The organism is Citrobacter sp. C5_2, assembly GCF_014596845.2.
Taxonomy (GTDB): Bacteria; Pseudomonadota; Gammaproteobacteria; order Enterobacterales; family Enterobacteriaceae; genus Citrobacter; species Citrobacter werkmanii.
In genome coordinates this window covers 3,302,569-3,317,110 of sequence record NZ_CP115032.1, presented here as the reverse complement: position 1 = coordinate 3,317,110, position 14,542 = coordinate 3,302,569, and the positions used below count along the sequence as shown (strand labels likewise).

Below are 14,542 nucleotides of genomic sequence, written 5' to 3'. Positions count from 1 at the left end.
TAGTAGAGAGTATCAATTTTGCTCCTTAGCAACAACATCACCATGCAGTTTGGCAGTAAGCCGCTGTTTGAAAATATTTCCGTCAAATTTGGCGGCGGCAACCGTTACGGCCTGATTGGCGCGAACGGTAGCGGTAAATCCACTTTTATGAAAATTCTCGGCGGTGATCTCGAACCGACGCTGGGTAACGTTTCCCTCGATCCGAATGAGCGCATCGGTAAGCTGCGTCAGGATCAGTTCGCCTTTGAAGAGTTCACCGTGCTTGATACCGTGATCATGGGGCATGCTGAACTGTGGGCAGTGAAGCAGGAGCGCGATCGTATATACGCGCTGGCCGAAATGAGTGAAGAAGACGGCTATAAAGTGGCTGACCTCGAAGTTCAGTACGGTGAAATGGACGGTTATTCTGCTGAAGCGCGTGCGGGCGAACTGCTGCTGGGCGTGGGTATTCCGGTAGAACAACATTACGGGCCGATGAGCGAAGTCGCACCCGGCTGGAAGCTGCGTGTGCTTCTGGCGCAGGCGCTGTTCTCTAACCCGGACATTCTGCTGCTCGACGAACCAACGAACAACCTGGATATCGACACCATCCGCTGGCTGGAGCAGACGCTGAACGAACGTGACAGCACCATGATCATCATTTCGCACGACCGTCACTTCCTGAACATGGTCTGCACGCACATGGCGGATCTGGACTACGGCGAACTGCGTGTTTATCCGGGGAACTACGACGAATACATGACGGCGGCCACCCAGGCGCGTGAACGTCTGCTGGCCGATAATGCCAAGAAGAAAGCGCAGATTGCTGACCTGCAATCTTTCGTCAGCCGCTTTAGCGCCAACGCCTCAAAATCTCGTCAGGCGACTTCCCGCGCCCGTCAGATCGATAAAATTAAACTGGAAGAAGTTAAAGCTTCCAGCCGTCAGAACCCGTTCATTCGCTTCGAACAGGATAAGAAACTGTTCCGTAACGCGCTGGAAGTGGAAGCGCTTACTAAAGGTTTTGATGAAGGCCCGCTGTTTAAAAACTTCAATCTGCTGCTCGAAGTGGGTGAGAAGATTGCCATTCTGGGCGCCAACGGCGTGGGTAAATCCACTATGCTGAAAACGCTGGTCGGTGATTTGCAGCCGGATAACGGTACCGTGAAGTGGTCCGAAAACGCGCAAGTTGGTTACTATGCGCAGGATCATGAATATGAGTTCGAAAACGATCTGACCGTATTCGAGTGGATGAGCCAGTGGAAACAAGAAGGCGATGATGAACAGGTTGTGCGCAGCTTCCTCGGTCGTCTGCTGTTCAGCCAGGACGATATCAAGAAGCCTGCAAAAGTGCTCTCCGGTGGTGAAAAAGGGCGCATGCTGTTCGGTAAGCTGATGATGCAGAAACCGAATATTCTGGTAATGGATGAACCAACTAACCACCTGGATATGGAATCGATTGAGTCGCTGAACATGGCGCTGGAAATGTATCAGGGCACGTTGATTTTCGTTTCTCACGACCGTGAGTTCGTCAGTTCTCTGGCAACCCGTGTGATTGAAATTACGCCGGAGCGCGTGATCGACTTCACCGGTAACTACGAAGATTACCTGCGTAGTAAAGGTATCGACGGCTAATTTCCCGTCGTCTTTCACGCTGCAGATGTGTTGGCTTCACCTGTTCACCCCGGTCACTTACTAATGTAAGCTCCCGGGGATTCACAGGTTTGCCGCCTTCCTGCAGCGCGAAATACTTAGGGAAAGGCGTCGAGCCTTTATTCCCTCTCCCTGTGGGAGAGGGGTAGGGTGAGGGCATCAGGCAGCACTACACCAGCCACTCGCCCCCTTCAACCCCATTCACCAGCAGCTTACGTTTTTCCCCCGCCGGTAACGACACCTTCAGCGCCTTCCACGCCGGACGATAATCCCCACGCGCGTTGACCTTCAGATTGATCGCTGCGCCATCACACACCATCTCCCATTCCACCCACAGCGCATTGCCATTCTGGTAGCCCCAGCTTTCGCCGTCATCTTCAAACAGCAGGCCGGAGGTTGTGCCGACGCCTTTCACCGGGAACAACTTCAGCTCTCGGGTGTTGTCTTTTTCAGCGGACACGTGGGTAATGCGTTCGCTTAGCGGAAGAGCAGCACCTGCGCGTACCAGCAGCGGCAGTTTTTCCAGCGGCGCGTCGAGAACGATCGATTGCCCGCCAGCGAACCACTCGTTGGTGTAAAAATCGTACCAACCGGTTTCGTTATCCGGCAGCCAGACGCGACGCTCGCGCTGCCCGGCTTCGACGACGCTTGCCACCAGCAGGTCGCGGCCCAGCAGGAAGTCATCGCACTCTTCAAAGGTCTGTGCATCGTGCTCGTGATCGAGGAAGGTCGGGCGCAGCATCGGCTCGTCGTCGGCATGCGCCTGCCAGAGCAGGGTGTAAAGATACGGCAGCAGGCGATAGCGCAGTTCAATGGCACCACGAATGGCAGGTGTCACGCCCGGATACATCCACGGCTCGTTCACCGTGTGGTCATCATTCCATGAGTGAATGGTAAAGCGCGGATGCATCACGCCGTTTTGTACCCAGCGGACAAACAGCTCGGCGTCCGGTTTGTCGCCGGAGAAACCGCCGACGTCGTGACCGACGTTGAACAGCCCGGACAAGCTCATCCCCAGCCCCATGCGGGTATTGAAGCGCAGGGTGTCCCAACTGGTGCGGTTATCACCGCTCCAGGTCTGCACGTAGCGCTGCATCCCGGCGCAGCCGGAACGGGAGATGAGATACGGGCGCTTCTCCGGGGCGAAACGCTGCTGCGCTTCCAGCGAGGCGCGCATCATCAGCAGCGGCATTACCGGGCGAATGTGTTTGATAGCGATCTCCTGGCCGAAGCCATGGCAGCGCGCTTCGCCGTCCCACACTTCAAACTCGTTGTTGTCGTTCCAGGTGGCGTCGATCCCCATCTCCAGCAACTGCGTGGTCACGCCTTCCTGCCACCACTGGATAGTCTGCGGGTTGGTAAAGTCAAGGTTAGAGCCTTCGTCATCCCAGAAGCTGGAACGTTCTGGCGCATCGGTTTCTGAATCGCGAATAAACAGGCCGCGTTCTGCCACTTCGTTATAACGCGGGTGATCCTGCAACAGACACGGTTTGATATTGGCCGCCAGTTTCAGCCCCGCGTCGTGGAACGCCTGGCTCATCACCTTCGGCTGCGGCACTTTGTCGTAGTTCCAGTTAAAGACGTAGCGCTTGCCGTTGATCGAGGTGTAGCCGGACGAGAGCTGGAACGAGTCGCACGGAATAGCGTGGTCTGCGCACAGGCGGATGAAGTTCATGAGCTGGTTCTGCGCGTCCGGTGCGTCGGTGTAATGCATGGTCGAGCCGCTGTAGCCCAGGCTCCATTTGGGTCCGAAAAGCGTTTTGCCGGTCAGACGGACAAAGGCTTTGGTGACGTCCAGCACGCGCTTGCCGGTAAAGATGTAGTAATCAATATCACCGGCTTCCGCCTGCCAGCGGCGATAGGCGGTGTGGTAGTTATCGATTTCGTTACCCAAATCCAGCCAGCAACTGCTCAGGTTGTCGTAGAACAGGCCGTAGCTCACATCATGGCGGCGGGCGATAGTGAACGGGATGTGCTTGTACAGCGGGTCAGTGCTGAATGCGTTATAGCCCATCGCATCGAGGTTGCGCATTTCATAGCGTTTACCGTTGCGCTGCAGATTGCCCGCTTTCTCGCCCAGGCCGTAGAAACGCTCATCCTTAGAGCGGCTCAGATAGTGCGCCACGCCGTCGCCGTGGGCATTCAGCAGGTAGGCGCTGGTTGGTCGGTCATTGACCAGCGGCTGCCACTCGCCCGCCTCATTGCGGTAGTGCCACTCCAGCCACAGCGGCTGGTGGACGGTCACGCGTAGCTGTTCGGTTGCCACGGTTAGCGCACCACCCTGCTGCGTCAGGTTCCAGGCCGGGCAGGAGAAACCGCTTATGTCGTCACGATGGCGGCCTTCCCACGGCACGTCTTTTTCCGGTGCGATGCTCCAGGTGCGGTCCAGCGCCAGCTCGCCTTTGCGCTTAACCAGCACGCGAAAAAGATTCTCTTCCAGCACATACAGACACAGACGGTGCTGGTTATCGACCAGCAGTTCAAGATGGTTTGCTGACTGCTTATCTACGATCCAGTTTTTCAGGGTTTTCATATGCAATACATCCACTATCAGGCGCGTTTAGCGCGACGTTCAGCAATAAATGCTACCAGGAAGACAGCGCCAATCAGGTCAAAGAAGCCCATGGCAATAAACAGCGGGTTAAAGCCGATTTTGTCGGCGGTTACGCCGATTAACAGCGAGAACAGGAAGCTGGCGATCCACGCAGCAGAGCCGCGCATGCCGTTGACAGTCGCCATCTGGCCTTTGTCGAACGACTCCACGACCAGGGCGCTCAGCATGCAGGAGATGATCTGGTGCCCGAAGCCGCCGATGGAGATCAGCACGATGGTGATATACGGGTCGCGGGTGATGGCTACGATGCCCAGAGAGATCATCAGGAACGCGCCCGTCACGGAGCTTGCTACCACAGAGTTAACGCGGGAGCAGCCGAACAGACGGGTATACAGACGCGTCAGGTAACCGCTCACCACGCTACCGAGGTCGGCGGCGAGGAACGGCAGCCAGGCAAACATCGCAATCTGCTTCAAATCCATACCGTGCTCTTTGGCAAGGTACAGCGGCACCCAGAAGCTCAGCACTGCCCATGCGGGCTCCGCCATAAAGGCCGGGATGGCGATGCCGTAGAAGCGTTTGTTTTTTGAGACGGTCTTTAGCGCAGTCAGGAAGGGCAGTTTGACCGCTGGCGGTTCGTTATCCTGCTTAATAAACGCCAGCTCGTCCTTACTCAGATTCGGGTGCTGTTCCGGATTGTGGTAGAACGCCCACCACAGGATCACCCATAGCAGCGCCAGCACGCCGGTAAACATAAACGCGCCCTGCCAGCCGAACGAGGCGTGAGCAAAGTAGATGATAGGCGGCGCCAGCATCGCGCCGATGGAGAAACCCACACCCGCCCAACCGGCAGCAACAGGGCGTTCTGATTTCGGGAACCATTCGCCAATGGTTTTGGCGTTCGCCGGGGTCGCAGCCGCTTCGGTCGCTCCCATAAAGAAGCGAAGAATGGCCAGGTGTAGCCAACTTCCGGCGCCCGCGTGGAAAATACACATCAGCGCCCAGATCGCGGCGCAGATCATAAAGCCAATCTTCAGGCCGATAACGTCGATCAGCCAGCCGCACAGGGGCTGGAAAATGGTGTAGGCAATCTGAAACGCGCCGACGATCCAGGAGTATTGTTCGGTGGTGATCCCGAGGCTCTCTTTCAACTCCGGAGCGAGAATACCTAACGAGTTTCGGGTGATGTAGTTAACGGTGACGCCAAGTAAGAACAGCACCAGGATGTACCAGCGCAAGTTCTTAATGACGCGACGGGTTTTGCTTATCGCAACGGTGTTATTGATGTCCTGACTCATTTTACTCTCCACAAGACGGACGGTAAGGGGACGGAGGTTCAGGTGTCACACAAATTTTTATAGCTTTGATTTCTATACGTTTTAAATACGAAAGTTGATATACAACTAGTATGGAAGTGGTGTGACAAGTTCACCTTAAGGGAGAACATGAGCGGGAAATAGTCGTTTTTGTGCAAAATTTCTCATAAATAACTTAAGTCATTTGGCATGATGGCTCCCATGCCAGTTATTTACTGATAAATGCGCCATGAAAATTTTTTCATTTTGCAAATGGAGCCAGATCACAAAATGGACAAAAGGCTAAAAATTACCGAAATCGCAGCCCGTACTCAGCTCTCTATCAGCACGGTTTCCCGCGTGCTGGCGGGGAAGGCCAACACCAGTGAGAAAGCACGGGCAAAGGTGTTGGCATGCGCGCGGGAGTTGGGGGTGATTGACGGCATGGCGGCCGGGCGTTTGCTGCTTAACACTCTGGTGGTTTTTGCGCCGCAGCGGGCGTTTGACGAGCGGTCCGACATCTTTTACTACCGCGTGATCCAGAGCGTGAGTAAAGGCCTGGCATCCCACGAGGTTCGCCTGCGCTACTGCGCGCTGGAAGAGAATGATAGCGATGCGCAGTTGTTTCTGACGCGAATGAACGAGCCGGACACCCAGGCCGCCATTCTTCTCGGTATCGACGATCCTCATATCCACGATCTGGCGGTGGATGTCGCTAAACCCTGCATATTAATTAACTGCCGGGACCGGCACATGCGCCTGCCCGCCGTCACGCCCGATCACCGCGCCATTGGCGAACGGGCGGCGGAATATCTGTTCGAAATGGGGCACCGGGAGGTGCTGAATGTAATGTGTCTGCGCCGCTACACTATGGAGCTGCGCCTGTCGGGGATCCGCGACGCGTGGCAGTCACACAACCTGAAATTTAATGACCTGCGCGATCTGCTGGTGGTGCCGAGCTTTAGCGCTCGTGAAACGGAGGAGCTGGTAAATGCCTGGCTTATTGAGCGGCAGGGTAAGGATCTGCCGACTGCATTTTTAGTTGGCGGCGATTTTATGGCGGCGGGTACCATCAGTGCCCTGCAAAAACACGGCCTGCGCGTACCTCAGGACGTCTCTGTCATGAGCATCGACGGCTTTAATCTGGCGGCGATTCAGGATGTACCCTTAACCGCAGTGCATGTTCCCCGCGATGAACTTGGAACGGAAGCGGTATATATGCTCCAGCAGCGGCTGATGCGCCCGGATGCGCCGGTGGGGACGTTGTTGCTTAACGGCACGCTGGCCGTACGGGAATCAGTACGGCGGATACGTCAGGGGAAACGACGCACCGCCGTTGATCGGGAAGGACTGTACGACAGCTAAGCTATACCCAGCGCGCGTTTACCGTGGATATTCAAATCCTCCAGCGTGAAGCGTCCTTCCCAGTCAGTTTCATAATCCTCGCGCGGGAAATCCCCCGGCGACGCGCCTTTTTCCAGCGCGGCCTTCACTTTGTGGGCGTAGGCCAGATTCTTTTCGCACATCGGCGCGGCAGGGATATACATCACATTGCCCCAGCCCTGCTGATTTTCCACCGGCGCGACGGAGTGGATCACATCGCAATGCCACCAGACGGAGTCTCCGGCGTCCAGTTGCGGAATACTGGTTAACGCCTCTATCAGCAGCGGATGCCATTGCGTGGAAATCGGCAGAACTCTGCCGGGCGCGACGCCGCAAAGCTCATCTTCCGGCACATCGTCAAGCAATGGACGTAATAGCACATAGGCTATCGCTTCAGGAATCGGGACTACGTGCAATAATCCCTGACCAGTCAACATATCGGAGAGTGCCGTCCAGCCCTGGAAGGTACGAAATACTGAACATTTAGTGGTGTTATCTACCGTGTACTCTTCAACTTCTGTGCGATGCGCCGCCTGCCATGGATCGTAATCTTCCAGCTTGCCATTGAAAACATTAGCAAAGACCTGCTGATATGCCGGCAGAAGCCAGCGCTCCAGCGCGCCGGAATCCGTATGCGCGCCCAGCCCTTTGGACGTTGTTCCCGGCGGACGACGACGTATGCGGTCAGGATAGATGACGCTGACGTCCGGGTTAAACCATTGTTTCCCTTCGCTTGTAAACGTCCACAGGCGATTAAGGAATGACTGCGCATTGGCCATTTCTTCGCTCTGGCGCGCCTGCATTTGCGCCTGGGACCAGTAGATGGGATAGATCTCCGGGCGGGATGCGCTGAGGGTGCCAAAGAAGTTATCACCGGGGCCTTTGTAGACCTCATCGAAATGGTTGCGATCCAGGTAATCGAGCATCGACTGATCCCATGCCAGCGCCTGTTCGCGGGGGAAATGTCCCTTGATGACCACGCATCCGCGACGCTTAATCTCTTCACGCTGCTCTGCGTTTACGCGTCCCGCCTTGATATCCGCATAGGACAACGTTGGCCAAACCGGGGAACCTTGCGCTTTGAGGGCGTTGATTTCCGCCACGCGAGTGGCAATGGCATCGCTCAGCTGATTGAAAATCAACTGAACATCCCCAAGCTGTGCCCGCAGTTGCTGTTTCATCTGACGGATTGCCGCTTTGTGATCGACGGGCAATGTGTCGCTGGTAAACGTAAAAGCCATAACCACCTCGCATTAACTTTCATTCGAAACTAATTTATCTTACACATGCAATATAAGTTAAAAATAGGTTAATGCAAGTTTAAAAAATTGATGGTGTGCACGGAATGCATTAAGCATGAGAACCGGAGCACGCCCCGGTTAGCAGGATTAGACGTTAGTTAAAAGGAGAGGTGTTATCCAGCACCGCCTGAATCACATTCAGCGCGCCCTGATGGTTATTGTCATCGGTCTGATAGCGGGCAATCGCTTTGATGCTCTCTGCCGCATTGGCCATGGCGAAAGAGTAATGCGCCATTTTCAACATTTCTGCATCGTTGCCGCTATCGCCAATGGCGACGACGTTTTGTGGAGACAGGTTCCAGCGTTTCAGCAGGCGGCTGATACCGTTGGCTTTATGTAAGCCCGGAATAATCAAATCGATAAACCCAAAGCCGCTGGTGACGGGCTTCATTATGCCATCCAGAGCGGTATGCAGGTGATCTATAACCAACGGGATTTGTTGGTCGGGTAAGTTCAGCGAAAACTTAAACAGCACATCATCAATGTCCTGATAATCCTTCACCGGTTTCAGGCGATGGTAGTGTTTCGACATCAATGCCACGAAAGACTCAGGAGCATTCTCACTGACGTAGGCGCTTTGCAGACCACAGGCAACAAAATTGAGCTGCTTGTCTTTGAGGAGTTCGCCAATAACAATACGTGATTCGTGACGGGTAAGCTCGCCGTGAAACAGCTGTTTGCCATGCTCATAAACCAGCGCGCCATTCTCAGCGACAAACGATATTTCGTCTTTAAGCTCCGGGAAAAAGGAGATCAGCTGGAAATACTGGTTGCCGCTGGCCACGACAAATTCAATATCTCGTTTTTTCAGTTCCTGATACTGCGCCATAAAACGTGCACGATCGTATTTCTTGGCGTCGTCGAGAAAAGTTCCGTCCATATCGGTGACGATAACTTTGATGGTCATACTTGCTCCTGGCTCATAACTGCGACCAGAAACATTCTAATAACAATGTGACCTGAAGCACAAATTTAATTTCGAATGAAAGTAAAAGGCCGGGTGGCAGCTTCGCCTTACCCGGCTAAGGGGAGAGCAGTTGTAGGCCGGATAAGCGTCAGCGCATCCGGCAATGGGGAGGGTAGCGTGCCGGATGGCGGCGTGAACGCCTTATCCGGCCTACAATATTGCTTACAGCATATGCTCAGTACGCGCGATGATATCGTCCTGCGCATCCGGAGACAGGGCAGTGAAGAAGGCGGAATAGCCTGCGACACGCACCACCAGGTCACGGTATTGATCCGGGTGTTTTTTTGCTTCCAGCAGCGTTTCACGGGACACAATGTTGTACTGAATATGCCAGCCTTTGTGCTCTTCAAAGAAGGTGCGCAGCAGGATCATCAGCTTTTGTTTATCTGATTCATTCTCCAGCGTGGCCGGATTCAGCTTCTGATTTAACAACACACCGCCGAGAATGGAGCCGGTAGGCAGTTTACCCACTGAGCCAATTACCGCCGTCGGGCCGAGATGGTCCGTCCCGGAAGCCGGACTTGCGCCTTCAGCCAGCGGGGTGTGTGCTTTACGGCCATCCGGCGTTGCCATGGTTGCCGCGCCAAACGGCACGTTGGCGGAGATAGAAGAGGTCCCGGCGTAGTAATTGCCGCCAACCGGACCGCGACCATAACGTGGATTATGGTACTGTTTCAGTTCATCAATATAGGTCTGATAAGCGCGGGCCAGCAGCGTATCAACGGAATCGTCATCGTTGCCGTACTTCGGCGCGCCGTTGATCAGTCGTTGGCGTAATTGCTCGTGAGTCAGACCGTCAAAATCATCAGCCAGTGCCGCAGCTAATTGCTGCTGGCCGATAGCGCCTTGATCGAAGACCAGTTTCTTCACAGCCGCCAGGCTGTTGCCGAGGTTGGCAATACCCACCTGCAAACCTGATACCCAGTCATACTTCGCGCCGCCTTGCTTAATGCTTTTCGCGCGTTCGATACAGTCGTCTACCAGCGCCGAACAGAGAATATCGTGTACGTTCTCTTCCAGCATGGTGTCGACGACATACTCGATTTCGATGGATTTACGCGTGTAGTAGCGAATCTGTGTATCCCAGGCGTCCAGCACTTCATCGAAATTGTTGAAATTGCCGGCCGAGAGCGCTTTTTCCTGCGGCAGGAAGACCTTGCCGCTGGTGGCATCGCGTCCGCCTTCCAGCGCCGCCAGCATCACACGGGCAAAGTTAATAAAGCTCATACCGGTACAACGATAGCCCCATTTGCCGCCAACGGCGGTTTCGATGCAACCAATGGCCGCATAGTCGTAGGCATCCTGCGGTTCAATGCCAAGCTTGATAAATTCAGGTATGACGATTTCATCGTTGTTAAAGGCTGGCATCCCGAAGCCGCAGCGAATGACCTGCACACAGGCATCAAGGAAATCGTTACTCATCCCCGCATGATAGCGCACGCTCAGGTTAGGCTGAGTAGAGCGCAGGCGGCCGCAGGATTCGAGAATGGCGTAGGAGAGCGGGTTGACGGCATCCACCGCCTGACCGTTAACCAGATTCTGTCCGCCAATGGTCACGTTCTGATACAGCGGGCTACCTGCCGATGCTTTGGAGTGGGAGCCGGAGCGGATTTTGTTCACTTCCAGCAGCTTCAGCCAGCAGCTGTGCAGCAGCTCAATGGCGTGTTCGCGATCCAGCGATTGATTCAGCTCCACATCACGACGGTAGAAAGGATAGAGATACTGGTCCATGCGACCAAACGACACTGAATGGCCGTTCGACTCAATTTGCAGGATCAACTGGATGAAGTAGCACAACTGCAGCGCCTGCCAGAACGTTTTAGGCGGCTCATGGGCAATCACATCACAGTTTTCCGCCATGGTCAGGAGTTCCTCGCGACGGCTGGCGCGGGTTTCCGTGGACGCCATTTTTCGTGCCAGAGCGGCAAAGCGCTCAATATGCAGACTGACGGCCTCCAGCACGATATCAATCGCTTTCAGGAACTGATCGCCATGGAGGTCTTCCAGACAAGTCAGATTGATGCGGGAGCGACGTTCATCGACTTTGTGGCGCAGGCCGTCGAGACCTTTTTCCAGCAGCAGCGGGAAGTTCACTGCCAGGTGTGCGTCGCCGGAGGTCATATTGCCTTCGGCTTTGATAATGCCGGTTTCCAGCAGACCTTTCTGCTCATCGGTAAACATCCCGTAGCAGCGATCCTGTACAGTCTGGCCGCGCCACCACGGGCACACCTCGTGCAATACGCGTTTGTTCTCTTCACTTACCGAAAAGCCAGCGCCCGGCCTGTCGGCGAGGTCATCGATCTCTTTTTCAATCCAGGAGACGGTGTATTCCGGGAAGATTGGTGCAGCGCGCACTTCGCTCGCCTGGTTACCGATAATCAGTTCGTCATGCTTGATCCAGATAGTACGTTCCGCCAGATGATGGGCCAGTGCCAGCGCACGGCGTACCGGGATCGGCTTATCCAGATGTTGTTGATACATCTCGGTATAGTGCTGGGCGCGCTCGGTGCAAACCGGCGGCTTCACGATGTGGATCAGGGCTGTTTTATGCGCTTTGATACGGTCGCTGAGTGTGTCCAGTTTCAGAGTGGTCATGGCGATTATCCTCGTAGGGTCGCGGTTAAACCTTTAAGGCGGGCATACTGCTGAGCAAATTCGAGCAGGGCAGGCGCCTCAAGCGGTTTATCCGGTGCGTTGTAGGGTTGACTGAGTAAGTGGTATTTATTGATGCCCAGGGTGTGATAGGGCAAAAAATGGATCTCACCGACGTGAAGCTCGTCGGCAGCAAAATCGGTAATAGCCTGGATGGCGGCTTCGTCAGCGTTGAAACCCTGAATCAGCGGTACGCGGATAATCATTTTTTTACCCGCAGCGGCCAATTTTTTCAGATTGTCTAATACACGAGAGGCACTGCCATCGGTCCACTGCTTAAACGGCGCGTCGGCGACATGTTTTAAATCAGCCAGGAACAGATCAACGTAAGGTAATGACGGCTCGATATACTTCCACGGTACATGCAGACAGGTTTCGACCGCCGTATGAATACCCGCATCGTGGCTGGCCTTGAATAATTCTGCCGCCAGTTCTGGCTGCATAAACGGTTCGCCACCGGAGAGGGTGAGACCCCCACCGCTACGATCGTAAAACGGTTTATCACGAAATACGGTCGCCATGATGTCGTCCACGCTTTTTACCTCTCCGCAGACGGTCAGCGCCTGGGTTGGACAGCAGTCAGTCAGCGCGGCGAAAGCGTCATCGGTCAGTTTTTCGCGATGAATAAGCAGACCGCTTAGCGCTCGCTCAATCACCGCAGGTGCCGCCTGAGCACAGAGATCGCAACCGTCGAGACACAACCGTGCGTCGTAGAGCAGGTCCTGTGTGCGGGCGCGGCTTTCCGGATTCTGACACCAACGACAGCCCAGGGAGCATCCCTTAAGGAACACCACGGTACGGATACCGGGACCATCATGCGTGGAATAGCGCTGGATATTGAAAATCATAAGCGGCCTCTTTTCTTTCGTATAAAGATTAAATTACTTTCGAGTGAAAGCTATATTGACGTGCGTCAACTAACCGTGAGGTTTCGCCGTGCTACCTTTTATTCATGCTAATTATTCGTTTGAGGAAAGGTTATGGAACTCTATTTAGATACGTCTGATGTTGCCGCTGTCAAAGCTCTGGCGCGTGTTTTGCCGTTGGCTGGGGTGACCACTAACCCGAGCATTGTGGCGGCTGGTAAAGAGAGGCTGGAAGTGTTGCTGCCGCAACTGCAGGAAGCGATGGGGGGACAAGGCCGTCTGTTTGCGCAGGTGATGGCGACGACCGCCGAAGGCATGGTCAAAGATGCACGTAAACTGCGGGCAATTATCGCGGATATCGTGGTCAAAGTGCCGGTGACGGCAGAAGGTCTGGCGGCAATTAAGCTACTGAAAGAAGAAGGGATCCCGACGCTGGGTACCGCGGTATACGGTGCTGCTCAAGGGCTGTTAGCGGCGCTGGCAGGAGCGGAATATGTTGCGCCATACGTAAACCGCGTGGATGCGCAGGGGGGAGATGGTATTCAGACGGTGACCGATCTGCAAACCTTACTGAACATGCATGCGCCGCACGCCAAAGTACTGGCAGCCAGCTTCAAAACGCCGCGTCAGGCGCTGGATTGCCTGCTGGCAGGCTGCGAGTCCATCACGCTGCCGCTGGACGTGGCGCAGCAGTTTATGACCTCTCCGGCTGTGGATGCGGCGATTGTGAAGTTTGAGCAGGACTGGCAGGGGGCGTTTGGACGGACGTCGATCTAGTTTTAGGTCGGATTACTCCGGCATATTTGCGTAGGTGATTCCGTCAAAATGAATCTGTTGCAGTTAAGAGCAATAAACTGCGAATCCCCCTCGTAAAACCGGTAAAGCCTGCATGCTACCCGTCATCGCGACGGGTACATTCACGTCATCATGTTTATCAGGTGACGGACCGCCATGAAAAAAACACCTACAGCCACACCGCACGATGCGCTGTTTAAAACATTTTTAAAATACCCTGCCACAGCCCGTGATTTTATTGAAATTCATCTTCCTCCCACGCTACGGGCGCTTTGTGATCTGGCGACGTTAGAACTGCAACCCACCAGTTTTATTGAAGAAAACTTACGCGCATATTATTCAGATGTGCTTTGGTCGATGAAAACCAGTGAAGGGGAGGGTTATATCTATGTTGTGATTGAACATCAAAGTCGTCCTGATGTGCATATGTCGTTTCGCCTGATGCGTTATGCGATAGCGGCAATGCAAAGCCACCTTGACGCCGGGCATACCCGCTTACCGTTAGTCGTGCCGATGTTGTTTTATCATGGCGTCGATACGCCTTATCCCTTCTCTTTATGCTGGCTGGATGAGTTTGATAATCCGCTCCTGGCGCGCCAGCTTTATCTGTCGGCATTTCCATTGGTGGATATTACCGTTATCCCGGATGAAGAAATTATGCAGCACCGGCGTATCGCACTGCTGGAACTGATTCAAAAGCATATTCGCCAGCGCGATTTATTAGGACTGGTGGACAATCTGGCTACGCTGCTGGTTACAGGAAGTGCTAATGACAGCCAGCTAAAAGCGCTGTTTAATTATCTGCTAATCCAGCATGGTCACAAACCGCGCTTTGGGCGATTTATGCGTAAGCTGGCGCAGCAGGTACCCGAACACAAGGAGCGTACAATGAATATTGTTGAAAAAATACGTAGGGCAGGGCAACGAAAGGGGCTACGGGAAGGCATGCGTCAAGGCCGGGTTGAAGGTCGTCGCGAGGAAGCGCAGCGCATTGCCCACTCAATGCTGGCCGATGGTCTCCCACGGGAGCTTATCGTGAGAATCACTGGGCTATCTGAGGAAGATATTAACTCTTTGACGCATTGAATGTATGTTAA

General features: G+C 54.4%; 10 protein-coding genes. 4 read left to right on the top strand and 6 right to left on the bottom strand.

Annotated elements, in window-relative coordinates; genetic code table 11:
• Positions 1 to 18: 18 nt before the first annotated feature.
• The gene (locus ICA20_RS16240) at positions 19 to 1,614 is read left to right on the top strand and encodes an ABC-F family ATPase (RefSeq protein ID WP_149282224.1); all 1,596 of its coding nucleotides are present in this window, start codon (positions 19 to 21) and stop codon (positions 1,612 to 1,614) included.
• Positions 1,615 to 1,801: 187 nt separating this feature from the next.
• Here ICA20_RS16240 and ICA20_RS16235 read toward each other — a convergent pair whose 3' ends face one another.
• Together ICA20_RS16235 and ICA20_RS16230 are read right to left on the bottom strand one after the other, a co-directional pair.
• Entirely contained in the window at positions 1,802 to 4,165 is a 2,364-nt protein-coding gene (locus ICA20_RS16235; RefSeq protein ID WP_038639139.1) for a glycoside hydrolase family 31 protein, read from the bottom strand.
• 17 nt (positions 4,166 to 4,182) lie between these two features.
• The gene (locus tag ICA20_RS16230) at positions 4,183 to 5,484 is read right to left on the bottom strand and encodes an MFS transporter (RefSeq protein ID WP_038639142.1); all 1,302 of its coding nucleotides are present in this window, start codon (positions 5,482 to 5,484) and stop codon (positions 4,183 to 4,185) included.
• Between the two features lie 288 nt (positions 5,485 to 5,772).
• On the opposite strand from ICA20_RS16230, the gene ICA20_RS16225 reads away from it, so the two are divergent.
• A complete protein-coding gene (locus tag ICA20_RS16225; protein WP_038643091.1) occupies positions 5,773 to 6,846 on the top strand; it encodes a LacI family DNA-binding transcriptional regulator in 1,074 nt (357 codons plus the stop codon).
• Here the strand turns inward: ICA20_RS16225 and ICA20_RS16220 are convergent.
• The 4 genes from ICA20_RS16220 to ICA20_RS16205 form a co-directional block, all read right to left on the bottom strand.
• On the bottom strand, positions 6,843 to 8,105 hold the full coding sequence (locus ICA20_RS16220) for a DUF1479 domain-containing protein (RefSeq protein WP_038639145.1): 1,263 nt from the start codon (positions 8,103 to 8,105) through the stop codon (positions 6,843 to 6,845). The two genes, ICA20_RS16225 and ICA20_RS16220, sit on opposite strands and share 4 nt — an antisense overlap.
• A gap of 154 nt (positions 8,106 to 8,259) precedes the next feature.
• Positions 8,260 to 9,072, bottom strand: coding sequence for a Cof-type HAD-IIB family hydrolase (locus ICA20_RS16215; protein WP_038639148.1), 813 nt, complete (start codon positions 9,070 to 9,072; stop codon positions 8,260 to 8,262).
• Positions 9,073 to 9,294: 222 nt separating this feature from the next.
• Positions 9,295 to 11,727, bottom strand: a complete 2,433-nt coding sequence (locus ICA20_RS16210) for a glycyl radical protein (protein WP_038639151.1) — start codon at positions 11,725 to 11,727, stop codon at positions 9,295 to 9,297.
• 5 nt (positions 11,728 to 11,732) lie between these two features.
• The gene (locus tag ICA20_RS16205; RefSeq protein ID WP_038639154.1) at positions 11,733 to 12,632 is read right to left on the bottom strand and encodes a glycyl-radical enzyme activating protein; all 900 of its coding nucleotides are present in this window, start codon (positions 12,630 to 12,632) and stop codon (positions 11,733 to 11,735) included.
• Positions 12,633 to 12,764: 132 nt separating this feature from the next.
• Between ICA20_RS16205 and fsa the strand changes: the two genes are divergently transcribed.
• Together fsa and ICA20_RS16195 are read left to right on the top strand one after the other, a co-directional pair.
• Positions 12,765 to 13,427, top strand: coding sequence for a fructose-6-phosphate aldolase (gene fsa / locus ICA20_RS16200; RefSeq protein WP_038639157.1), 663 nt, complete (start codon positions 12,765 to 12,767; stop codon positions 13,425 to 13,427).
• Between the two features lie 174 nt (positions 13,428 to 13,601).
• A complete protein-coding gene (locus tag ICA20_RS16195) occupies positions 13,602 to 14,531 on the top strand; it encodes an Rpn family recombination-promoting nuclease/putative transposase (RefSeq protein WP_038639160.1) in 930 nt (309 codons plus the stop codon).
• The last annotated feature ends 11 nt before the right edge of the window (positions 14,532 to 14,542 follow it).

Coding starts and splice junctions, on each gene's coding strand:
- ICA20_RS16235 (WP_038639139.1), bottom strand. CDS start 4,165: ATGAAAACCCTGAAAAACTGGATCGTAGATAAGCAGTCAGCAAACCAT.
- ICA20_RS16210 (WP_038639151.1), bottom strand. CDS start 11,727: ATGACCACTCTGAAACTGGACACACTCAGCGACCGTATCAAAGCGCAT.
- ICA20_RS16205 (WP_038639154.1), bottom strand. CDS start 12,632: ATGATTTTCAATATCCAGCGCTATTCCACGCATGATGGTCCCGGTATC.
- ICA20_RS16220 (WP_038639145.1), bottom strand. CDS start 8,105: ATGGCTTTTACGTTTACCAGCGACACATTGCCCGTCGATCACAAAGCG.
- ICA20_RS16195 (WP_038639160.1), top strand. CDS start 13,602: ATGAAAAAAACACCTACAGCCACACCGCACGATGCGCTGTTTAAAACA.
- ICA20_RS16215 (WP_038639148.1), bottom strand. CDS start 9,072: ATGACCATCAAAGTTATCGTCACCGATATGGACGGAACTTTTCTCGAC.
- ICA20_RS16225 (WP_038643091.1), top strand. CDS start 5,773: ATGGACAAAAGGCTAAAAATTACCGAAATCGCAGCCCGTACTCAGCTC.
- ICA20_RS16230 (WP_038639142.1), bottom strand. CDS start 5,484: ATGAGTCAGGACATCAATAACACCGTTGCGATAAGCAAAACCCGTCGC.
- fsa (WP_038639157.1), top strand. CDS start 12,765: ATGGAACTCTATTTAGATACGTCTGATGTTGCCGCTGTCAAAGCTCTG.